The 22,136-nt window shown below is 47.1% G+C and carries 26 protein-coding genes and 2 pseudogenes; 17 read left to right on the forward strand and 11 right to left on the reverse strand.

Annotated elements, in window-relative coordinates:
* Positions 1-170 precede the first annotated feature (170 nt).
* Both dctP and ATN88_RS18275 read right to left on the reverse strand, forming a co-directional pair.
* Positions 171-1,115: a TRAP transporter substrate-binding protein DctP gene (gene dctP, locus ATN88_RS18270; RefSeq protein WP_232313384.1), complete on the reverse strand. Its 945-nt coding sequence runs from the start codon at positions 1,113-1,115 to the stop codon at positions 171-173.
* A 308-nt stretch (positions 1,116-1,423) separates the two neighbouring features.
* A complete protein-coding gene (locus ATN88_RS18275; RefSeq protein ID WP_067419059.1) occupies positions 1,424-2,311 on the reverse strand; it encodes a helix-turn-helix domain-containing protein in 888 nt (295 codons plus the stop codon).
* Positions 2,312-2,431: 120 nt separating this feature from the next.
* On the opposite strand from ATN88_RS18275, the gene ATN88_RS18280 reads away from it, so the two are divergent.
* The 9 genes from ATN88_RS18280 to ATN88_RS18315 all read left to right on the forward strand — a co-directional run bounded on the left by ATN88_RS18280 (position 2,432) and on the right by ATN88_RS18315 (position 9,520).
* Positions 2,432-3,493, forward strand: a complete 1,062-nt coding sequence (locus ATN88_RS18280; protein ID WP_067419062.1) for a 4-oxalomesaconate tautomerase — start codon at positions 2,432-2,434, stop codon at positions 3,491-3,493.
* A gap of 26 nt (positions 3,494-3,519) precedes the next feature.
* Complete coding sequence (locus ATN88_RS18285; RefSeq protein WP_067419064.1) at positions 3,520-4,392, forward strand: amidohydrolase family protein; 873 nt, start codon at positions 3,520-3,522, stop codon at positions 4,390-4,392.
* A gap of 39 nt (positions 4,393-4,431) precedes the next feature.
* Positions 4,432-5,067, forward strand: coding sequence for a 4-carboxy-4-hydroxy-2-oxoadipate aldolase/oxaloacetate decarboxylase (locus ATN88_RS18290; RefSeq protein WP_269748193.1), 636 nt, complete (start codon positions 4,432-4,434; stop codon positions 5,065-5,067).
* A gap of 70 nt (positions 5,068-5,137) precedes the next feature.
* Positions 5,138-5,623: an amidohydrolase family protein gene (locus ATN88_RS29105; protein ID WP_269748194.1), complete on the forward strand. Its 486-nt coding sequence runs from the start codon at positions 5,138-5,140 to the stop codon at positions 5,621-5,623.
* A gap of 32 nt (positions 5,624-5,655) precedes the next feature.
* The gene (locus ATN88_RS29110) at positions 5,656-6,186 is read left to right on the forward strand and encodes an amidohydrolase family protein (RefSeq protein ID WP_269748195.1); all 531 of its coding nucleotides are present in this window, start codon (positions 5,656-5,658) and stop codon (positions 6,184-6,186) included.
* Positions 6,187-6,199: 13 nt separating this feature from the next.
* Positions 6,200-6,637, forward strand: coding sequence for a protocatechuate 4,5-dioxygenase subunit alpha (ligA, locus tag ATN88_RS18300; RefSeq protein ID WP_067419065.1), 438 nt, complete (start codon positions 6,200-6,202; stop codon positions 6,635-6,637).
* Complete coding sequence (locus tag ATN88_RS18305) at positions 6,630-7,514, forward strand: class III extradiol dioxygenase subunit beta (RefSeq protein ID WP_067419066.1); 885 nt, start codon at positions 6,630-6,632, stop codon at positions 7,512-7,514. Before ligA ends, ATN88_RS18305 begins: the two co-directional genes overlap by 8 nt.
* 10 nt (positions 7,515-7,524) lie before the next feature.
* Positions 7,525-8,469 (forward strand): Gfo/Idh/MocA family oxidoreductase, encoded by a 945-nt coding sequence (locus tag ATN88_RS18310; protein WP_067419067.1) that lies wholly within the window; start codon positions 7,525-7,527, stop codon positions 8,467-8,469.
* A 40-nt stretch (positions 8,470-8,509) separates the two neighbouring features.
* Positions 8,510-9,520 (forward strand): aldo/keto reductase, encoded by a 1,011-nt coding sequence (locus ATN88_RS18315; RefSeq protein WP_067419068.1) that lies wholly within the window; start codon positions 8,510-8,512, stop codon positions 9,518-9,520.
* On the opposite strand, the gene ATN88_RS18320 is transcribed toward ATN88_RS18315, so the two are convergent.
* Positions 9,521-10,090: a hypothetical protein gene (locus ATN88_RS18320; RefSeq protein WP_067419071.1), complete on the reverse strand. Its 570-nt coding sequence runs from the start codon at positions 10,088-10,090 to the stop codon at positions 9,521-9,523.
* Positions 10,091-10,229: 139 nt separating this feature from the next.
* Here ATN88_RS18320 and ATN88_RS18325 point away from each other — a divergent pair, with 139 nt between their 5' ends.
* A complete protein-coding gene (locus ATN88_RS18325) occupies positions 10,230-10,568 on the forward strand; it encodes a hypothetical protein (protein ID WP_067419077.1) in 339 nt (112 codons plus the stop codon).
* 73 nt (positions 10,569-10,641) lie between these two features.
* Here ATN88_RS18325 and ATN88_RS18330 read toward each other — a convergent pair whose 3' ends face one another.
* Positions 10,642-11,037, reverse strand: a complete 396-nt coding sequence (locus ATN88_RS18330; RefSeq protein ID WP_067419078.1) for a hypothetical protein — start codon at positions 11,035-11,037, stop codon at positions 10,642-10,644.
* A 223-nt stretch (positions 11,038-11,260) separates the two neighbouring features.
* Positions 11,261-12,712: a molybdate ABC transporter ATP-binding protein ModF gene (gene modF, locus ATN88_RS18335; RefSeq protein WP_067419080.1), complete on the reverse strand. Its 1,452-nt coding sequence runs from the start codon at positions 12,710-12,712 to the stop codon at positions 11,261-11,263.
* Positions 12,713-12,965: 253 nt separating this feature from the next.
* On the opposite strand from modF, the gene ATN88_RS18340 reads away from it, so the two are divergent.
* Both ATN88_RS18340 and ATN88_RS18345 read left to right on the forward strand, forming a co-directional pair.
* A complete protein-coding gene (locus ATN88_RS18340) occupies positions 12,966-13,274 on the forward strand; it encodes an NIPSNAP family protein (RefSeq protein WP_067419082.1) in 309 nt (102 codons plus the stop codon).
* A gap of 273 nt (positions 13,275-13,547) precedes the next feature.
* Positions 13,548-13,850, forward strand: a complete 303-nt coding sequence (locus ATN88_RS18345) for a hypothetical protein (protein ID WP_067419083.1) — start codon at positions 13,548-13,550, stop codon at positions 13,848-13,850.
* 82 nt (positions 13,851-13,932) lie between these two features.
* On the opposite strand, the gene ATN88_RS28995 is transcribed toward ATN88_RS18345, so the two are convergent.
* Positions 13,933-14,136: a VOC family protein gene (locus ATN88_RS28995; RefSeq protein WP_408607720.1), complete on the reverse strand. Its 204-nt coding sequence runs from the start codon at positions 14,134-14,136 to the stop codon at positions 13,933-13,935.
* Positions 14,137-14,487: 351 nt separating this feature from the next.
* On the opposite strand from ATN88_RS28995, the gene ATN88_RS18355 reads away from it, so the two are divergent.
* The 5 genes from ATN88_RS18355 to ATN88_RS18375 all read left to right on the forward strand — a co-directional run bounded on the left by ATN88_RS18355 (position 14,488) and on the right by ATN88_RS18375 (position 17,884).
* Positions 14,488-15,045 (forward strand): hypothetical protein, encoded by a 558-nt coding sequence (locus ATN88_RS18355; protein ID WP_067419084.1) that lies wholly within the window; start codon positions 14,488-14,490, stop codon positions 15,043-15,045.
* A gap of 163 nt (positions 15,046-15,208) precedes the next feature.
* Entirely contained in the window at positions 15,209-15,667 is a 459-nt protein-coding gene (locus ATN88_RS18360) for a RidA family protein (protein WP_067419085.1), read from the forward strand.
* Positions 15,668-15,810: 143 nt separating this feature from the next.
* Entirely contained in the window at positions 15,811-16,263 is a 453-nt protein-coding gene (locus ATN88_RS18365; protein WP_067419086.1) for a Fur family transcriptional regulator, read from the forward strand.
* A 69-nt stretch (positions 16,264-16,332) separates the two neighbouring features.
* Positions 16,333-16,893, forward strand: a complete 561-nt coding sequence (locus tag ATN88_RS18370; protein ID WP_067419088.1) for an LbetaH domain-containing protein — start codon at positions 16,333-16,335, stop codon at positions 16,891-16,893.
* Positions 16,883-17,884, forward strand: coding sequence for a CobW family GTP-binding protein (locus ATN88_RS18375; protein ID WP_067419091.1), 1,002 nt, complete (start codon positions 16,883-16,885; stop codon positions 17,882-17,884). Before ATN88_RS18370 ends, ATN88_RS18375 begins: the two co-directional genes overlap by 11 nt.
* 34 nt (positions 17,885-17,918) lie before the next feature.
* Here ATN88_RS18375 and ATN88_RS18380 read toward each other — a convergent pair whose 3' ends face one another.
* The 5 genes and pseudogenes from ATN88_RS18380 to ATN88_RS18395 form a co-directional block, all read right to left on the reverse strand.
* Positions 17,919-18,911 carry a 4-hydroxyphenylpyruvate dioxygenase family protein gene (locus ATN88_RS18380; protein ID WP_408607721.1) on the reverse strand — a complete coding sequence of 331 codons (993 nt, stop codon included), beginning with the start codon at positions 18,909-18,911 and terminating at the stop codon, positions 17,919-17,921.
* Positions 18,912-19,055: 144 nt separating this feature from the next.
* Positions 19,056-19,771: pseudogene (locus ATN88_RS27650) on the reverse strand (sugar phosphate isomerase/epimerase family protein); the annotation flags it as partial.
* Positions 19,772-19,774: 3 nt separating this feature from the next.
* A pseudogene (aroQ, locus tag ATN88_RS18385) lies at positions 19,775-20,226 on the reverse strand (type II 3-dehydroquinate dehydratase).
* An 11-nt stretch (positions 20,227-20,237) separates the two neighbouring features.
* The gene (locus tag ATN88_RS18390; protein WP_067419093.1) at positions 20,238-21,302 is read right to left on the reverse strand and encodes a Gfo/Idh/MocA family protein; all 1,065 of its coding nucleotides are present in this window, start codon (positions 21,300-21,302) and stop codon (positions 20,238-20,240) included.
* Positions 21,303-21,338: 36 nt separating this feature from the next.
* Positions 21,339-21,989, reverse strand: a complete 651-nt coding sequence (locus tag ATN88_RS18395) for a GntR family transcriptional regulator (RefSeq protein WP_083539527.1) — start codon at positions 21,987-21,989, stop codon at positions 21,339-21,341.
* Between the last annotated feature and the right edge of the window lie 147 nt (positions 21,990-22,136).

Consider the following 22,136-nt stretch of genomic DNA (forward strand, 5'->3'; position numbering starts at 1 on the left):
AACCACAGCGCACAAATAGCACTTGTTTCATCGTTCATAGAGGGAGATGAGAAAGGCACCGCAGCGATACTGCTGCCACGATGCCTGGTTTACTCGGTCAGCCTGTAAGAATTACAGCGCGTTGATTTTCTCCAGAAGACCATCAGGCCATTGCTCAGAGTAATCTGAATTCAGGTATGCACCTTGAACCGTTTCTCTGAAGGCGTCCAAGTTTGGTTCGTAAACGGCCAAGCTTGATCTTTGAAGAACTGCACTAGCTCATCTTCCAGAGCCAACTGTTTCTGACGCGCAGATTCTGCGGCGTCATCAGACGCTTTTTGCAAAATGGCTTGTTGCTCTGGTGTGAAGCTATCCCAAACCTTTTTAGAGATTGCGATGTAGTTAAGGTCGACCAAGTGACCCGTCAACACGATTTGTTTGGTCACTTCGTAGAACTTGGCGTCTTTGTCAGTCGGCAATGGGTTGTCCTGTCCGTCAACGGCACCAGTTTGCAGGGCGGTGTATACTTCAGCAAATGCCATTGGCGTCGGGTTTGCGCCAAGCGCTTTACCTAAGAACTGCCATGCATCACTGCCTGGCATACGGAGCTTCACGCCTTTCAAGTCAGCGGGTGTTTCTACTTTCATGTCATCTCGAAGGTTTACATGACGACGACCGAGGTACATGACGCTAAGCAGTTTAACGCCAAGCAGATCTTCTGCTTCCTCTTTTAACGGCTCCATAAATTCTGCTGAGAAAACGCGTTGTTGGTGTGCGGCATCGCGATGTACATAACCTGCCGAGAAAATGGAAAACGCAGGAATAAATTCGGCAAGTTCCTGAGCAGAAGTGATGGTCATATCCAGATTGCCACGCGCAATCGCTTCAAGGTCAGTGCCTTGCTTGAAAAGAGAGCTGTTCCAGTGTCCTTCGAATTCAGCAAAGTCGGAAACGGCTGGACCAAAAACTTCGGTCATCGCAACTGCGCGTTGGTCTGTCGCAGACGCAGAAGCGGACATGCGAAGTTTTGTGTCCGCCGCGTGAACGAGAGAAGTTGCGCCCATTGCAACGACCATAGCTGCCGCTGTAACCACTTGCTTCAGTTTTGGTCGTGCCAATAGTGCTGTCGGTTTCATGCTTATTACCCCTGCATTGTGTTTGTTGGTTTGCATTCCATTCCGTTTCATTATTGGTCGCGAAAAAAAGTGTTAGCAAGATGTTAACGGTATTTAAAATGAGACAAATAGAGCATTAAAAATGATAGAAAAATATCATTTAAGCTTGAGGGAATGTCAGAGAATCTAGAGAGGTTGATGAACTAAATATATGAATATTAGAGTTTTAAAACGCTGCATTTACCTGTCAAAAATGCACGGAAACTTTAGATAGGCTGAGAGGAATTTAGGGATGTTTCATGTTGGGGCAGCAGATGCTGGAAGTGCTTTTATAACTGTTTCTGCTTTTGAAGAACGGAATTTTTGTATTGTTTTGGGGATTGGCCAGTGTGTCTTTGAAAGAAACGAGAGAAATAGCCAGGGTCTTTGAATCCGAGTTGATAGCCTATTTCCTTTGCCGAAAGCTGCGTAAATATCAATAACCTTTTTGCTTCATCCAACAGGTGTTCATGTGCAATCGCCAAGGCTTTTTGTCCTGCCACGCGCTGGCATACTCGATTTAACTGTCCCTGACTCAACCCTAATGCCTCCGCATATTGGTTTATTTGCCAGTGCTCTGTGACGTGTTCGCCAACCAAATCTACAAACCGCTCAAACAAGACGGCTTTCCCTTCAGAGACTTCTTGATGTTCGTTGTGTTGCTGGTTTCGAGCTAGCAGCACGAAGATGATCTTCAAAAACGCACCGATGATCGATGCCTGACCATGTTGTGGATGGTGGAATTCATTGAGAAGGTTCTCGCCCATACGGCTGATTTCGCCATTATCTCGCGCTTCACTGAGAGGGATGACCATGGGTTCGCGAAATAGCGAGGCTAAGCTTTGACGTTCAGCATCATTGAACAGGCTCATCATAAAGGGTTGTGAGACGGAAAGGATGAAACCAGTCACACCGGGTTGATGTGCAAAGCCATGCACTTCCTTCGCAGGAATAGAAAGAACGCAGCGACCAGCGTATTCCGCACTTTTTTCTCTGATTTGCGCATGCATTGACCCAGACTCAAGGATCATTAACTGGTGTAGGTTGTCGTGACGATGCGGGTGAATTTCCCAGTTGTGCTTGGGCAAAGACTGCTCCAAGCGTGCAATGTGCATGTAATCAGGTGCTGTGTCAGGCAGTTCTTCACCGTAGAGAAAGTAATGAGGTATTTCGGACATCAAGGCCAATCCTTCGAAATGTTGATGTTAAAAATGTACAACAAAATGTAAATAAGTTGAATTTATTGAGAGCGATATCATCTCTAAGCTGTTCCTTATTGAACATAAGGAAGGTGAGAGATGCTGGCAGTTCCCTACATGCAAATGCGAGGAGGAAGCTCAAAAGGGCTTTATTTTCTCGCTTCTGATTTGCCAAGAAACGAAGCTCTGCGCGATCAGGTCATTCTCGATGCGGTTGGCCGTGATGCCCGTCAGATAGACGGTCTAGGTGGCGGTCATCCGTTGACAAGCAAGGTCGCTGTCGTTTCCAAGTCTTCTCTGCCCGAATGCGATATCGACTATCTCTTTGTACAGGTAGTGGTGGGAGAGAATCGCGTCGATACCTCACCGAACTGCGGCAATATTCTTGCCGGTGTTGGCGCGTTTGCTATCGAAAGAGGCTTGGTCGATGCCGAAGATGGCATCACGACTGTTCGAGTGAACATGCTTAACAGCGGAAACCGCTGTGACCTTGACGTTCAAACGCCTCATCAGAAAGTCCAATACGAAGGTGATGCCGGGATAGATGGCGTGCCAGGCACTGCAGCGCCTGTTATCTGTAACTACAAAGATATCGCAGGCTCGATTACTGGGAGCTTGTTTCCTACCGGAAATATCAAAGATACCTTCGACGGCGTAGAAGTCACCTGTATCGACAACGGTATGCCCGTAGTCCTAATGCGTGCATCAGACCTTGGCGTGTCAGGTTATGAATCGGCTGACGAACTCAATACCAACGAAACCTTAAAAGCCAAAATCGAATCAATTCGCTTGCAGGCGGGCGAGGCAATGAATCTGGGTAATGTGACTGAAAAAGTTGTTCCCAAGATGAGCCTAATTGCACCACCTGCAGACGGTGGGCATATCTGCTCACGCACCTTTATCCCAAGAGTCTGCCACACAGCGATAGGAGTACTTGGTGCTGTTTCTGTGGCAACCGCAGCTGCGATTTCAGGAAATGTCGCCGAAGGCATAGCCGAGATCCCCGACGGGGACGTGAAGACCATCTCTGTCGAGCACCCGTCTGGCGAGTTCTCAATGACGCTGACATTTGACAGCCAAGGAAATGTTACCAAAGCGGGCTTACTCAGATCAGCAAGATTACTCGCCAGAGGTGAGCTCTTTGTCCCTATCAAAATATAAAAAAGAAAAGAATGAGGAGTCATGGAATGACCAAACCAAGCTGTATGCCGCCAGATAACAACACGCGAATACCGCGCTTCGTGGCACCACCGAAGTCGTGTGATGCTCACTGCCATGTGTTCGGTCCGCATGCACAGTTTCCTTATGCGGAAACAGCGACCTACTGGCCGCCTGATGCAGGAAAAGATGCGCTGAAACGTGTTCACGACAAGCTGGGAATTGAGCGTGCAGTGTTGGTACAGGCGAGCTGCCATGGCCGCGACAACCACGCCATGATGGATGCCATTGCTTCAAGCAACGGAGCTTACCGAGGTGTTTGCATGGCCGATGACAACTTTACGGATAACGATTTTCAAGAACTACATGAAGGCGGTGTTCGTGGTATTCGCTTTAACTTTGTGACCCATTTGGGCGGTGCGCCAAACCTGGAAATGATGGCGAGAGTGCTCGAGCGTGTGAAGCAATACGGCTGGCACTTGGTCATTCACGTGAATGCGGAAGACATCATCAAGTACGAAGACTTCTTCAACCGTATCGATATGACCATTGTGGTTGACCATATGGGACGCGTGCCTACCTCAGAGGGTGTGGGGCAGCAGGCATATCAGATCCTGCTTGAATTTATGCGCCGTGAAAGCTGGTGGGTAAAAGTGTGTGGTTCTGAGCGAATTGCAATGGCTCCGCCGTTCTATGACGCAGTGCCATATGCGCAAGGCTTGGTGGAAGTGGCGCCAGACCGCGTGCTGTGGGGTACTGACTATCCGCACCCTAATATCAAAAAATACATGCCCAACGATGCGGATTTGCTGGATCTCGTGCCTTTGATTGCGCGCGATGAAACCACCCAGAAAAAGATTCTGGTGGATAACCCAGCAAGACTTTACGGATTTGACGACTGATTGGCTTTACCCGTCAAGAATGCAAGGAAGGACAGAAGTATGTCTATGAGAACGATTCAAGGCGTAGCGGTTAAACATATAGAACGTGCCGATGCCAACGTCATTGAAGGCTTGGCGGCTTGTGGCAGTGCGACCGTACATGAAGCGCAACAACGTACAGGCAACCTAAACCATGAGCTGCGTCCGATTTACAAAGGCGCACAAATTGCGGGAAGCGCAGTGACTGTTCTAGCGCAGCCGGGTGATAACTGGATGGTGCATGTTGCTATCGAGCTTTGTCAGCCAGATGATGTACTGGTGATCGCGACCACATCGCCATGTGCCGACGGTTACTTCGGGGATTTGCTGGCGACCTCGGCTCAGGCGAGAGGCGTGCAGGGACTGATCATTGATGCGGGTGTCCGTGATACCAAAGACCTGACGGAAATGAACTTCCCTGTGTGGTCAAAAGCGGTGTCCATCAAAGGGACCGTAAAAGCAACGTTGGGCTCGGTCAATGTGCCTGTGATTTGTGGTGACCAGCCGATCTATGCTGGCGACGTAATTGTTGCAGATGATGATGGTGTGTGTGTTGTGCCACGTGCAACAGCGGAAACTGTGCTGGCATCTGCGCAAATGCGGATGGAAAACGAAGAAACAAAACGCGGCATGCTGGCTCAAGGCATTCTTGGCTAGACATGTACAACATGCGCCCAAAGTTAGAACAAGCAGGATTTCGCTACGTGGATAAGCTGGAGGATTTGGAATGAGCAAGGAACCGTTAATCATTGACTGTCACGGTCACTACACCACCGCACCGGATGAATTGGGCGAGTACCGTGAACAGCAAAAGAAAGAGTTGGCGATTGATCCTCTGTTTGACCACGTTAAAGGGATTGTGAACATCTCTGATGACCAGATCCGTGACAGTCTCGAAGGCGCTCAGCTGAAGTTGCAAAACGATCGCGGCACGGATGTCACCATCTTCTCTCCGCGTGCAAGCTGGATGGGGCACCACATTGGTAACCAAACCACTAGTAAGTATTGGACGGAACACTGTAACGAGCTTATCTACCGTATTACGGAGCTTTATCCGCAAAACTTCATCGGCGCAGCGCAATTACCGCAATCACCAAATGCGGATATGACAGCCAGTGCCGCGGAGCTGGAACGCACCGTCAAAGAGTTTGGTTTTGTGGGTTGTAACCTGAGCCTGATCCATCAGGTGGCTACTGGACAGCACCGCCGCTAGACGACAAGTTTTATTACCCAATCTACGAAAAAATGTGTGAGTTGGAAGTGCCAGCAATGATCCATGTAAGTGGCTGTTGTCACCGCTGTTTCCACACTACAGGTTCACATTATCTGGGTGCAGACACCACGGCGTTCCAGCAGCTGATGATGTCGAAAACCCTATTTAAAGACTTTCCTGATCTGAAGTTCATCATTCCACATGGTGGTGGTGCAGTGCCTTACCACTGGGGTCGATTCCGTGGTCTGTGTGACATGATGAATCTGCCGTCGCTGACAGAAATCATCGAAAACAACATCTACTTTGATACCTGTGTTTACCATCAGGAAGGTATCGATTTGTTGTTGGAAGTCGTGCCAATCGAAAACATTTTGTTTGCATCAGAAATGATTGGTGCAGTGCGTGGTATTGACCCGATGACTGGGCATTACTTCGACGATACCAAACGTTACATCGACGGTTCTAAGCTTAACGATGAAGACAAAGCGAAAGTCTTCAACGGCAACACCCGTGATGTGTTTGCCCGCATGGATGCCAGATTAAAAGAAGTGGGATTGATCTGAGAAGGAAGCAGTAATGCGTGAACACAGAGATTATGACGATATTCCGGGCACCTATGTCTTTGACGGGGAAATGTCGCGTGCAGGATATCATCTGAACATGTTTTGCATGTCGCTGAATAAAGCAGAAAATCGCGACCAATTCCGCGAGAGCGAGACCACATACATCAGTAAATTCCCCATGACGGCTGAACAGCGCGATGCTGTATTAAAACGCGATTGGCTAGGCATGCTGCGTCTGGGTGGCAACATTTACTACACCTTTAAAATCGCGATCTTTGATGGCATGACAATGCAACATGCCGGCGCCGCGATGTCAGGCAATGACATGACGTTTGAAGACTTCAAGCAGATGATGCTGAATGGCGGTCGTCCCATTGAAGGCAACCGCAGTAAAGCGGAATGGGCTGAGTATTACGAAAAGCCTGAAAACAAGGAGCAGTACGATGGGTAAGATTGTTGGCGGAATAGGGACGTCGCATATTCCATCGATAGGCGCAGCCATGGATAACGGCACCATGGTAGGGGAATACTGGCAACGTTTTGTAAACGGGATTCAGCCTGTTCGTGATTGGATGGAAGAGGTGAAGCCAGATGTTTGCCTGATTGTTTACAACGATCATGCGTCGGCATTTTCGCTGGAATCTATTGCGACCTTCTCCATCGGCGTTGCACCGCAGTTTAACCCTGCGGATGAAGGCTATGGTCCGCGTCAGGTGCCAGTTTGTGAAGGTAACAGCGAGCTGGCTTGGCACATTGCCGAATCACTGATATTGGATGAGTTCGACATGACCATTGTGAACGAGATGGATGTCGACCATGGCCTGACAGTCCCACTGTCTGTGGCTTATGGGCAACCCAAAGCTTGGCCTTGTCAGGTGATTCCGCTGGCGGTCAACGTGGTTCAGTACCCGCAGCCAACCGGAAACCGTTGCTACAACTTGGGCAAAGCCATTCGCAAAGCGGTCGATAGTTTCCCCGATGACACCAAAGTGGCCATCTTCGGCACGGGTGGCCTTTCTCACCAATTACAGGGTGAGCGTGCAGGTTTGATCAACGTCGAGTATGACTGCAACTGGCTCGATCTTATGGTTAATGATCCTGATGCCGCGAAGAAAGTTTCCCACACTGAATACCTGCGTGAAACGGGTTCAGAAGGCATCGAGGCGATTATGTGGTTGGTAATGCGCGGTGCGCTTGATGAAAAGGTGGACGAAGTTTACCGATTCACCCATGCCCCGGTTTCAAACTCGCATTATGGCTTGACGATTTTAGAGAATGCGAGTGACAGGGTCACGGAAGGCACTATGTCAAAAGAGCCAAACATTTAAGGAATAGACAATGAAAATCATAATGGTGGGTGAAGGCGCTTTCGGTCACAAGCATCTGGATGCGCTAAAGAACATTGACGATGTGGAGATCGTATCGATTGCCGGCGGTGTAGAAGAAAGCACCAAGGCAACGGCCGAAAAATATGGGATCGCGCACTGGACATTGGACTTACAGGAAGCGTTGGCTCAACCGGGCGTTGAGGCGGCAATTATTACGTCGCCGACACCTATTCACGCCAAACAAGCCATCGAAGTGATGAAAGCGGGCAGGCACGTCATGGTAGAAATCCCAATGGCGGATTCTCTGGCTGACGCCCAAGCCGTGTGTGATGTTCAGAAAGAAACTGGATTGGTTGCTATGGCAGGTCACACCCGCCGTTTCAACCCAAGCCACCAATATCTGAACAAGAAGTTCCGCGCGGGTGAACTGAACATTCAACAAATGGATGTGCAGACCTATTTCTTCCGTCGTAAAAACCTGAATGCTTTGGGTCAGCCGCGCAGCTGGACCGATCATCTGCTTTGGCACCACGCTTGCCACACGGTTGACCTGTTTGCTTATCAAACGGGCGAAGAGATTGTGGATGTGATGGCCATGCAAGGACCAAAACACCCAGAACTGGGTATCGCCATGGATATGAGCATCGGCATGAAAACCACCTCTGGCGCGCTGTGTACCTTGTCGTTGTCGTTCAATAATGATGGCCCGCTAGGTACGTTCTTCCGATATATCTGCGACAATGGCACTTACATCGCGAGATACGACGACTTGGTTGACGGTAAAGAAAACCCCATTGATGTCAGCAAGGTCGATGTGTCTATGAACGGTATCGAACTTCAAGATCGCGAGTTTATTGCTGCGATCCGCGAAGGACGCGAGCCAAACGCCAGTGTGAATCAGGCATTGATTGCTATGAAGGTGCTGGATCGCATCGACAAAGTACTGGGTCAGTAACTCAACCAAAGAATTAGAAAAACAAGAAGGAATGACACCTATGGAAAAGCGGCACATTGGCTCACTGGCAGTATCGCCGATTGGACTTGGCTGTATGAGCATGTCTCACGGCTATGGCCCAAGCGACGAGTCGACCTCCATCCAGTTACTCAATGAAGCGCTCGACGCCGGTTATGATTTCCTCGATACCGCCACAATGTACGGCGGGGGCAGAAACGAAGAACTGATTGCCAAGGCAGTGAAACATCGTCGTAGCGAATATGTTCTTGCTAGTAAATGCGCGCTTTTTAAGAAAGACGGAAAGCCCACGATAGATGGCAGGCCGGAAACCATTCGTTCTCAGTGTGAGGCCAGCCTAAAGCGATTGGAAACCGACGTTATCGATTTGTACTACTTGCACCGACTCGATCCGAAAGTCCCGATAGAAGAGAGTATCGGTGCGCTGTCAGAGCTGGTCAGGGAAGGGAAGATCCGCGAAATCGGGCTGTCTGAAGTATCCAGCGATACATTGCGACGCGCACATTCTATTCATCCCATTGCGGCTGTACAGTCGGAATATTCGCTTTGGACGAGATTGCCTGAACTCAAAATGCTCGATGTTTGCGAAAAGCTGGGCACTACTTTTGTGCCATTCGCGCCGCTCGGTCGTCAATTTCTGACGGGGAAAGCCCAAGACGCCTCGTTTCTGACCGAAGGAGACATTCGTACCAATAACGCAAGACCAAGATTTGATGCTGACGCCTTTGCAAAAAACAGCGAACTGCTAAAGCCGATGGCAGAAATGGCCAAAGAACTGAACTGCTCCTTGGCGCAACTCGCGTTAGCGTGGTTGATTCATCAGCCCAATCGTCAGGGCAACACAACGCTAGTGCCAATCCCTGGCACCAAACACATCGAATACATGCAAGAGAACATTGGCGCACTTAAGGTCAATATCTCGCCTGAAGTTGTGTCGCATCTCTCCGCCTTGATTCACGATGACCTCGTCATCGGTTCGCGTTACAGCGAAGCTCAGATAAAAGTGATGGACTCGGAAAGAGATCGCGACTAACTATTTCGGCTGCATCATGTTTGATTGCGCGTGATGTAGCCATTTTTCAATCTCACTTTCCATTGCTGCAATATTGCTTTCCCTGGTCTCCATCTCTGTACGGTAAGCCTCGGCTGATAGGGCGTTTAAGTCTGCTTCCGCCTCTTTACTCAACGCGGTAAGACGATAAGTGATGGTCACGCGAGAGCCTTGTCCCTCTTGTTTTAGCTGAAGATCTATCGTGCCCACTGTTTTTTGAGGCGCAAGTCGAACGTAAGATATATGACCGCCTTCGACATCAAAGTTTGTGACGACGAAAAGCGTGTCTCCACTCGCTTTATTCAAAAAGATGTCGTTTCGAGAGAAACCGTCTCCACGGATTAAGTCTGGCTTCCAGTTCTCTGTCCATATCACTTCACCCAAGCCGGTAAACAAGTAGGCTGCTTCAGTCGGCGAAAAGTTCACAGAAATCGTATGCGAGTGCTCCACCGACCGCGTGTCCGTGATATTCACGTCATTTGCAGAAAAAGCATTGTCGTCAGGTAAGTCGGAAAGCAGGGACTTTGTATAAGCGATGAAATCTTGGTTCATTGATGATCTCCTTACATTGCACTCTCAAGTAGGAATAGACGATAAAGCTGCACCAATAGACAGGTCAATAGACATCAATGAAGAGTTTTGACATTTGAACTAGGATAATTGTTAAACATATAAATAAAGGTGCATATTTATGGGAAGCGCGGCGGTGGTGCCAGAAGAAATGAAACTAAACGTCATTTGTCGACTGGAACCTGGTTGCTTGGGCCCACAAGGGGCCTCGAAAATTGACGATTTTTGTCAGTACATCTTGGAAGAAATGAATGCACTGAACACAGCATTTATTTCGTTAGCCGTTGTGCCAAGAAACGATAAGTCTTTGCCAGAAATGCAATTCAACGTGCTTGGGAAGAAAATGAACCGCGAGCAAGCGGGGAAATATTTGCAAAAATTTGAAAAGAGTTTGGATGATTTTGAAGCTGAACTTGAAGGTAAACTTGAGACACTGATCGACAAGTTCATGGGTTACTAGGTGGAAAATTAATTACTGCTGTATGCGTCTTTACGCAAATTAGCGTGGTGCTTTAGTTCGTTATGGGTGTTTCCTAAGATATCGCGCTCTTAACTGCCAAAACTTGCTTATCGAGTATGGCTAAATCTCCGACATTGCTTGTTTTTACAACAGTCACCCATTGCAATCCTGTCTCGTCGCTATGCTCAACTTCTAGCTGTAGCGCATACTTCGCGGTTTTGAAGATTGAAAAGCCGCCAATTGCAGTCAACGCAAGTGCCAGTGAAATTACCCACCCTTCTCTGACGTCAAATTGCACAATAGCAAGCCAAATCCCACCAGACCAAAGAAGCAGACAGAAAACAATGTAGATTAGGTTATCCATAAGCTTGAGTTTTTTGACTCGAGCATTGCGGATTTTCGATAGCGCGTATTCATCATGCTTAAATTGAAACACTTTGCTGTCAGTATTGAAGTCGTTTACTCTCATCTTTTTCCCTTACCCCGAATTGGCTAAGTTGAGCACACGCAAGATGTCATTAGGATTTATGCTATTGAATATATGTTATTTTTAGCATGACAAGGTGCAGGTGAATCGTCAATTTAAGGCGTAGTGATTGCGGGTGATTTCAAAACAGTAGAAGTGAAACATCAGTATGGTTTTAACCACCGAGCGCTAAAACCAATACCGTTTTCAATTGAGAGATATCTGACTAGTTAAGAGAGGTTTCTGCGCGATAGCATTTGCGAGTTTCATCAAACTCAAATATGAGCATATTGCGAATACTTTCCAATTCATCATCTTGATAGTGTGAAACATACAGAAGTTGACTGAGATTTTCTCTCGCGATTAACTCCAAGGTATTTTTCATCAACCGTCGCCCCAAATAATCCAACCCTTGATAAGGTTCATCCAGAATCAGCAGGGTAGGTTGCTTCACAATTGCACGTGCGATTAGCAGCAGTCGTTGCTGACCGTACTCGAGTTTACGAAAAGGCGTTTTGGCATATTGACCCATGTGAAGAATATCCAGCCATTCACGTGCAATCGCTTTCTCCTGAATGCTTGGCTGGGAATACAAGCCAATAGAGTCATAGAAACCGGAGAGAATTACATCAAGCGCAGTACAACTCACTCGGTATTGGAGATGAAGCGCAGAGGAGACCATACCGATGTGTTTTTTGATTTCCCACACCGTTTCGCCTGAGCCACGTTTTTTGCCAAAGATGTGAATGTCATTGCTGTAGCATTGTGGATGATCGCCGAAGATCATGCCTAAAATTGTGCTTTTCCCGCAGCCATTCGGGCCTTTAACTTGCCAATGCTCACCTTTGTTGATGCGCCAATTTACATCGGTAAAAATCGTTTTATCCGTATATTCAACTTTGCCGTTTTTTAATTCGAAGATTGGGTTGTCGAAGGATGTGTCGTATTGATACTTTCGGATCAGCGTCATCATCTCTTCACTTTGTTTCTCAGACTGCGCAGCGATTTGCTGGATGATCGGATGGTTGTCCCAACTCGTTTTATCAATCGCTTCCACCAGCTTTCCACGTTCAAACATGGCGACATGGTCAATCCAATCTGGCAAATCCTCATCACGGGCGAAAACGATGAGCATCTGCACGGTTTGAGACAGACTCTTAAGGTAGTCGGCCAGTGATTGTCTGTGCGCGATATCCAGACCGGTAAATGGGTTATCCAGCACCATAAAATCGGGTTTCTCCGCCAACGCCCGAGCGAGCATGACACGACGAGTTTCTCCCGTGGAAAGAACGCGAAAGCCACTGTCCTTTAAGTGCGTTAAGTCAAGGTCCTGAACTAGCTTTAAAGTCAGTGCTGCATCGTCGCACTGCTCGAAAATGAGGTCATAAACGGAGGTGCCTGTATCTATCCTATCAAGGAAGTCGGTGTCATCTTTCGCTCGTTCTTCTTCCAATAACTTCTGTTGCTCAACTAAAGACACTTGAGAAATATGGCCTTCACTTTGAGACAAACTACCTTCGAATTCGACAGTGCCACAAAGCACACCACCAAGCACAGAGCCAATGTCGCCTTCGGTACTGAATACCGCCCAAGATTCATTGTTTTCAATCGTCCAGCTTTCAACATTCAATGTTGAAATTTCACTACCCACGATGAGGCATTCGAAGTTGATATCCATATCTTTTTGTTTGTTTTGTCAGCAAGTAGAGAGGTTATAACAAGTTTGGATGTTCGAGTCAGTACTTGGTTGGAATGAAGTGCGGATGATAAGGCTCTTTCAGTGAAGTGGATGCTGTCTAGATATCCAGTTTTGAACTAGCACTAAATTTGTTAGTTTTTAGAGAATTAAACCTCATCCCCGCCATGCTTGAGCCTTAACAAGCAACGCGGTATGGATGCATCAAGGAACAAACTAAAAGGAATTGCTTACCATGATCACCTGTTATGTTCGATATGTCATTGACCCAAAGAAGACAAAAGAATTTGAGGACTATGCGCGTATGTGGATCCCATTAGTGGAAAAGTTTGGTGGGAAGCATAACGGCTACTTCCTTCCGTCTGAAGGGGCGAACAATGTTGCGTTGGCCTTGTTTACCTTTGAAAGTTTAACGGCCTACGAGACCTACCGAATTGACTCGTTGAAAGACCCTGAGTGTCAGGAAGCGTTCAAATTCGCAGAACAAACGGATTGCATCCTTAGCTATGAGCGAAGCTTTTTCAGACCAGTATTTGGCGAGTGAAGGAAAAGCCATGGCGACAGTTCACAACTCTGTGAAGAACATTGTTGAGTTGGTAGACGCTGATCCTGCCAGTATCAAAGCTCTGGCACTGGTATTTTAACTTGAACTACCAGATTGCTATATTGCCGCCGAATTCGTGAGAAATCTTGTCTGAAACACCGTTGATAAACGTGTTCAAACCACAGGTTGGTTGGAACATTGGCCTATTTTGCGCGTTGTTAGGTAGCAGAGAGGTAGACATCAAGACAGATACTATTAGGCAAAGGAATGCTGATGAAAAACGACGATGATTTCTATGCATGGAAAGCAATTCGTGAAAAAGGTAAGTTCGACTATTTTCTAGGGGAAGTGACGAAAGGCTCCATGCTTCTATCATTCTTTATCGCAGGCTTGGCGATATTTAATGGCGTTGATGCGGTGGTGGATTTCTTTTCTGAATCCTTCTACTGGATTTTGTTTATGGTTCTCGCATTTCCAATCGTTCTGTTCGTATGGCAATACAAGGAACATCAATACCGTAAAGAGTGCGAACGAAGGGGATTTGAGTTTGTAAAACCGTCACTGTTTGGATCCTGAGTGCCAAATGTTCTATCCAGTAACGAACGCCCATACAGAACACTTTGCCGATGCCACGCTGTGCAGCGTGGCAACTAAGGATTTACTCTGAAACAAACACCCGGATGCGGTGGTTATCTAAGTCGGCAACAACAAAGTTCATACCGTAAATCGCTTCCTTGGGCTCTTGTAGAAAGTGCACACCTTTTGATTTCCAATCTTCATACAAGCGGTTAAATGCGCCTCGCTGAGGCAGCGATAAAGAAAGCTCCGCACCGCCACCTCTCACAGAACTTGTTGGCTCCAAAGTGTCTGCTTGTTTAAGTGTAACTTTAACGTTATCAGCAATATCCAAAGTTACAAAAGACGCGATAAGGCCAAAGGTTCAATTTCAAATAGCTCGGCGTAAAAATGTTTACTTGCCTGAATGTCAGACACGTACAAAACAAACGAATCAATCTTAAACATGGGTAACTCTCAAATAGTCGGTGAGAAATAAGTTTAGTGATACTGGCTGTCAGGATGTGTCAGTAGGCTTTTCGAGAAATTTACAGTCTGTTCTTATCTTTGAAGCTTTGGTTCCTCATAGGGGCAATTACGCTTTGAATTGAAAAAAAGAAATCTCAGACTTTCTTAAAAAAGCATAGGGAAAATGCAAATGCAGTTGGCCAAATCATTAAGTCTTGTGGCAATAAGTTCAAGCCTCTTTATCGCGGGTTGCCAATCCACCAGTATCAGTGTTGAAGAAGGAAAAGGGGCGGTCGTTTTCCCAGTGACGATCGATATGGGAGGGGCTGCCACGAACTTTGCTTGTCGCACGATAGTTATAGATATCAAAGAGAAGTTTCGCTCAGGTCGTGATTTAGACAAGGCGTTGACACGTTCTCTTCCGGTGGGGAGTAAACCACCTTATGTGATTGCGGACAATCTGCCGCCCGGTGAGTACACAGTGACTGAATATCGCTGTCTACCCAACGTAAATTGGACGTTGGGCGGTAAATCTTACCTTCGAAAGAATACTTACATCTCTTTTGAAATCTATCCGAACAAGATAACCATTTCTGATTTCGCTTATCGTGGTAAGGAAAAATTCAAATCAGGTGGAGGCTCTACATTCAGTACGAGCTTTCAGTACTCCACGAAAGAGGAAGAAGATCGCGCGATAGAAGCTCTTATCGCGAATGGCATTCCAAAAGGGTTGGAGATAGACGAGTAATACTGCTTTGATATTGTTTTAAGTGACTGCTTTTCTAGTTGTTCCGTTCGTAGTTTGAATGATATCGAGTATTGAAATATAGACACGGCTTGGTGGCGAATAACTTTTATGCTTTACGCGAATGTTACCTTCTTGGTTGGTAACGAAAGCGTAAGGCATAACAATGAAAAGTACCGTTAAAATGTCACTAGGCAGTCTCTTGCTCGTCTCCTCCTTTTCTGTCCTCTCCCACCAGTCTGACGATATTGAGTATCTCAACTCAGGCAAAGTCATTCCAACAACATTGCCATTCTCTGAGGCCGTTAGGGTAGATGATACCGTTTATCTGTCCGGTCAAATAGGCATCTTGCCAGGGACTCTCAAACTTGTTGCTGGTGGACTTGAAGCGGAATCGCGCCAGACCATGGACAACATAAAAATGTCTCTGAATGCACACGGCTTTACCATGAGTGACATTGTTAAATGCACCGTCATGATGACGGATATTTCTCAATGGGAAACATTCAACAACGTTTACAAAACCTACTTTACGGGAAAATATCCTGCCAGAAGCGCGTTTGGCTCAACGGGGCTCGCACTGGGTGCGAATATTGAAGTTGAGTGTATTGCGGCCGTTGATTAAAAACAGCTAGACGCATACCCACAAAGTCGAAAATCACTCTTCTGCGCATTTACTGTCCAGACTATTGCACTCATGAAATGTTATGTTATAACATTTCATGAGTGCTTTGAGTTGTAACCAAACAGGTTGCGAGAAGGTGGACCATGACTGACGTTGACAGTGTGATCAAAAATGTAGAGCAGAAGTGTAAGAAGCGTGGAAAACCTCTGACTGAGAAAAGGAAGTTGGTACTGTCAGCACTTATTCATTCTGGTAAAGCACTGTCTGCCTATGAACTGGTGGATTACTGTAAGACTGAATTTGATAAGCAAATTCAAGCCATGACGGTCTACCGAACACTCGACTTTCTCGAAGAACAGCATTTAGCGCACAAGCTAAAAGTGTCTAACAAGTTTATCGCTTGCTCTCACATGCAGTGCTCTCATGAGCATGGCGTCCCTCAGTTTTTGATTTGTTCAAAGTGCAACAAAATCAAAGAGCAGATCATCGAACCTTCGGTTATCGATGGCCTTCAATCTAATGCGCGGAAAGATGGCTTCACTGTTACGAGTCCACAACTCGAAATAACCGGTGTCTGTGATGATTGCAAAGAGTAAGCACTCTGAGAGTACCCAATCCTACCCAATAGTTCGACACCCAATGAAATCAAACAATGAGAACTCACTATGTTAAGAAGGAATCCAACCGGTGACATGCCTGTTGTTTCGGAAAATGCGTTTGTCGATCCCACTGCGATTATTTGTGGGAAAGTGATTATCGAAGACAACGTATTTATCGGCCCTTATGCGGTCATTCGTGCAGATGAAGTCAATGAATTCGGGGAAATGGAGCCAATCCTGATTAAAAGGGACACCAATATTCAAGATGGTGTTGTGATTCACTCAAAAGCGGGAGCTGAAGTGACAATCGGTGAACGAACGTCGATTGCACATCGCTCAATCATCCACGGACCCTGTGTCGTTAGTGATGATGTCTTTATCGGATTCAATTCAGTGGTGTTTAACGCTCAAATCGGAAAAGGCTGCGTGATAAGGCATAACTGTGTCATCGACGGGCTCGACCTTCCTGAACACTTCCATGTACCGCCAATGACAAATATAGGTTCTGGTTTTGATTTAAATAGCATCTCCAAAGTGCCACCAGAATACTCGGCGTTCTCTGAATCTGTTGTTTCCGCCAATCACACCTTGGTGCAGGGTTACAGGAGAATTGCCAATGAGCTTTGAAGCAAAGCCCATTCGTGGCGTTCCCACCAATATCTTTACCGGTTTTCTTGGTGTCGGAAAAACCACAGCCATTCTGAACTTGATGAAAAATAAACCAGAGGATGAACGTTGGGCTGTGCTCGTCAATGAATTCGGGGAAATTGGCGTTGATGGCAGTTTGTTTGAAGGGCAACGTGGCGAGAAAGGGCAGGTATTTATCCGCGAAGTGCCAGGTGGTTGCATGTGCTGTGCTGCGGGTTTGCCAATGCAAATTGCATTAAACCAATTATTGACTGAGGCGAGGCCAGATCGATTGCTTATCGAACCCACAGGTCTTGGTCACCCTAAGGAAGTACTACAAACGCTCTCGACGGAATACTACCAAGACATACTTTCTCTCCAGAAAACCATCACACTTGTGGATGCGAGAAAGCTCAACGATCCGCGCTATACCGACCATGACACCTTCAATCAACAAATCGCAATTGCAGACACCGTGGTAGGAAATAAACACGATCTTTATAAAGAGGGTGAGCGAGACCTGCTTTGTGACTATGTGAGTGAAAAGGGTTCCGCAAACACGCGCGTAATATTTGCAGAGCACGGAGACATTCCATTTTCAGAATTTGAAGGGGAAACGAAACATCATGCCTCGTCAGCGCATCATCACCATCATGGGCACCTAAAGCCTCTGGTTGCAGATCTCTTGATGCCAGAAAAAGGCTTTCTAAAGGCAACAAACTCAGGGGAAGGTTTCAATAGTGTTGGCTGGCGCTTTTCTCCCCGAAAGGTATTTGAACGTAAAAAGCTTACCTCTTTAATGAGCACATTAAATGTTGAACGTATGAAAGCTGTGTTTATCACGAGCGAAGGGGTGTTTGGCTATAACCTAACTCCAGATGGCTTAACAGAGGTCGAACTCGACGATTGTAGTGAGAGCCGCATTGAGCTGATTGCGGAAAATGTGGATGAATCGCTTGAGTCCGCATTGCTGGCTTGTGTTCACGTTTAATCAAGAAGATAGCCGTCAGATGACGGCTATCTTCTTATCCCGCTAATTCTCTCGCCTGCATGGTTAATCGCATCTGGCTGTTCGCTGCTCCGAAGCCTTGATAGCCATTTCTCTGCACAATTTCGAAGCAGAATCGTCCTGCAAACATCGTGGTGTAAAGCTGATAGAAGCTTCCATGCTCGTCTTCGTCATAAAGAATATTGAAGCGTTTTAGCTTATCGATGGTTTCATCAGACAAGGAAAAACGTGCCGCCAAATCGTCATAGTAATTTGCAGTAACTGGCATGGTGGTTGTTTGCTGTTTTTCCATAAACTCAGCAGTGGCGAAGATATCATTTGTCGATAACGCGATATGGTTGACGCCAGTCCCTGCGTATTGGTCAAGAATACGGCTGGATACAGTACGCGAAGCTTGGCTGGAATTCAGTGTAAAGCTGACGCCTTTGTCTGGCGTTTGAAGAGCCTGACTTTTGATTAGTCCGCCGGGGTCAGAGACATCGACAGTCGGCATGGTTTTCATTTTGAACATTGAGCGGTAAAGCAGCACAGAGTGGAGCATTTCTTCATAGCTCATGGTGATAGCGACATGATCCACACCGTTTAGAAAAGCGAAGGTGACGGCATCATGATTCCAGACAAACTCTCGCTCCCAGTGAGGAGGTTGCTCTGCATCATCAACAAGATAAAGCAGGCTTTCACCGGGACCGTAAATCGCTGGAATACCATGTGTGTCGGTTTCTGGATTGCCATACACCGGCCTAAACTCTAGTTTTTTGGCACGCTCAAGCATGTCTTCGACCTTGTTGCATGTCAGCCCAACAGCACAGACGGAAACTCCATGCTGTTGATGAAACTTTTGCGCAAAGCTGTCCGGCTCCATATTCATCACAAGATTGATATTGCCTTGCCGCCACAGTTCTACTTCTTTGCGCTTGTGGGTCGCCGCGTGACTGAAGCCTAGCTGCGAAAGCAGTTTGGTCAGGCCAAGCTTTTCGTTCCCACTCACCGCAAACTCGATAAACTGCACTTCGCTGGGAGAGGATACATCTGGTATCTTCGCCGTTTCTGTTGTGGTGTTTTTCTCTGCTGCTTGGTTGGCGTAAACCAAGGAGCGATAGCCATCTCGTGCCGTTTTTTCGGTAGAACCTGCTCGAAATTGATCGTTAAAGATCTCCAATGAGAAAGGACCATCGTAACCAGTGGCATGAAGGTTTTTTACGAAATGATTAAGTGGTAAGTCGCCTTGTCCTGGGAAGCAACGATAGTGGCGGCTCCAACTTAAATGATCCATCGAAAGGCTTGGTGCATCGGCAACTTGCACGAGGAAGATTCGGTCACCGGGAATGTTGAGCATGGTGTCGAGTTCGGTTTGGCGAGAGAAGATATGAAATGTATCGAGCACAAGCCCACATTCTCGTGATTTGCCCGTCGCACTATTTCCCAGGAATCGCGATAGTCGTAAACGTACTTACCCCATCCTAATGCCTCGTATGCAACACGCATATTGCGCGTCGATGCGCGTTCACCCAGTTCATGAAAATCATCTGCTGCACGCTGAATACCGCCTAAAGCATGAGGAGAGACGCTGCTGCACACCATCAACAAATCTGTACCCAACTGTTCCATCAAATCAAACTTTCGCTCTGCGCGGTCAAACGCCTTTTGACGGTAAGGCGCAGGAAGTCCCTCAAAGTCTCTAAACGGCTGATAGGTGACGACTTCTAGCCCGTGATCGTCGAGCATGCTTCGAATTTCATGCACTGACCCATTGTGGGTGATTAAGTCGTTTTCGAAGATTTCGATACCTCTAAAACCTGCCTTGGCAATGGCTTCGATTTTCTGTCTTAACGTGCCTGAGAGGCAAACCGTGGCGATGGAGTAAATCATGACTTACTTCCCTAACTTTGCGATAAGACCGTCAATGGCTAGGGCGTATCCCTCTATGCCAAAACCAACAATCACGCCCTCTGCTACGGGAGAAAGATAAGAGTGGTGCCGGAATGATTCACGAGCATGGACGTTTGAAATATGTACTTCAATAACAGGAACTTCGGCTGCTTTTATCGCGTCGTATATCGCTATTGATGTGTGGGTGTATGCACCGGCATTAAACACAACGCCAATCATTTTGCCTTCTTTCACAGCACGACCTGCGCTGTGAAGGCTTCAATGAGTTCGCCTTCATGATTACTTTGAAAGCACTCTATCAGCACACTGTGCTTGTTTCCCGTGTTGCGGCAGAGTGTTTCGACGTCCGCTAAGGTGCTGTGGCCATAAAGACCTGGCTCTCGCTGACCGAGCATGTTGAGGTTTGGCCCGTTCATTACCAATATGGATTTCATCGTTTGTCTCTCTATGCAATGTCGTCGATGTAAACAGTGCGACCAGTTTTCACGGCTTCAACCACAGCTTCAGTTACTCTTAAATTCTGAAGGCCGTCACGGACAGTTACCAACGGTTTTTCTTCCTTGCGGATCACGCGACAGAAGTGGTTTAGTTGCTCGACAAGCGGGTCTTTGCGCTCCAGAGAGACGTTTTCACACACAAAGGGCTTCCACCACGAGCGATCCTCATCATTTTGGTAATACTTGAGGCGCATCGTGGGCACAGAAATCGAACCTTTGGTGCCAGCGATGTGATAGCAATCTTCGTCGGGATAGCTGGAATAGGCTTTGTTCTCTTGCGAAGTTTGTTCCCAGCTTTGGCCTGATCCCGCGGTGTCCGACAGCAAAAATGTTCCTAGTGCACCATTGGCAAAACTCAGATTGATGGAAACCGTGTCTTCCACTTCAAAACGGCGGCGTCGGTGCGAAGCTATTGATTGGACAGCGACGATTTCGCCACAGAGATAACGAAGGTTCCCAATATCGTGAATGAGGTTGATCAGAATCGGGCCGCCGCCTTCCTTCGTTCGCCAAGGTGCTGCTGCAAAATAGTCATCAGGTTTGTAGAACATCGCACTGCCATGAGTGGCAACTAACTGCCCGATAGCGCCAGAATCTATGATCTCTCGCGTTCGTTTGATGATCGGGCTGTGCATGCGGTGATGCCCGACAAGCAAAGTGTCCCAAATTCCCGGCTCTTTCGTGGCGATATCTAACAGCGAATTCGCTTCTGCTACTGTGTGAGAAACGGGTTTTTCTATGAGTGCAGGCATGCGATATTCAATGCACAGCTTGGCTTGTGGGACATGCAAATTATTGGGTGTGGCGAGGATAACGCCATCGGCTAGTCCAGCTTCTAATAACTCAACAAGCGTGTCGAAATGTGGGACATCGTATTTTTCCGCTAACCCTTTACTGGCTTCAAATGGGTCAACGATAGCGGCTAACTGGCAGTGCTCGCTCTCCGATACCAAGCGAATATGGTTCTTTCCGATCAACCCTGCGCCAACGACCGCAATTCTTGGTTTCTCCATGTCTGACTAACGTCCTTATTGTCTTTTGATTATTTGTTACTGCTTCTTGTGGGTGTTGTTTTCTCTCATTCGTCGTAAAAAGCCACCAAGATGCGCTTCCAGTGCATCAACACAGGCTTGTAGATCGCGATTCAATGCGGCTTCAAGTACTGCATGGTGTTCATCAACGACGTATTTCCCTCGAAATCCCTCAGTACGAAGCTCCATCACAACAAACTGACGAAACTGGTCGTAAATCTGGCGGTGGTAATGCATGTGGAGCTCTGATTGGCAGGCACCGATCAAGGCAGCATGGAATTCGTAATCACAGCGATGCCACATCATGAAATATTCATCGATGTTCTCGCGCATCTTGCTCTCTACGTGTTCGAGTTTGTGGTGCGCTGCAACGAGGTTGCTTTCCCATTCCATATCACCATTTTCAAACGACGCTCTTGCCCCGTCCGTTTCAAGAAGAATGCGAAGGCGCGTGAGCTCCTCCATTTTTTGAATAGAGAAGCTCGCGACATGAAAGCCTTTTTGACCTTCAGCGATAACGAGCCCGTCGCTAGAGAGGCGGGTTAGGCACTCGCGCAATAGATTCACGCCACTTCCATAGCGTTCTTTGAGCGATTCCATCCTTAACCGACTTCCGGGTTCGAATTCCCCTTTGAGCAAGTCAGTGCGAAGTGTCTCGTACAGCGTCATGTGCTCAATCCCTTTGAGAGTGCAACGTCAGATGTCCAAGTCACGTCAGTGAGGCGTGTGCTTGGTACATTTCCATTCTCGCTTCCGCATCTGCAATTTTTTGTCTCGTTTTTATGAATTCACTATAAATCACAAAATATCCCTCAA

It is taken from the genome of Enterovibrio coralii, assembly GCF_001559595.1.
Taxonomy (GTDB): domain Bacteria; phylum Pseudomonadota; class Gammaproteobacteria; order Enterobacterales; family Vibrionaceae; genus Enterovibrio; species Enterovibrio coralii.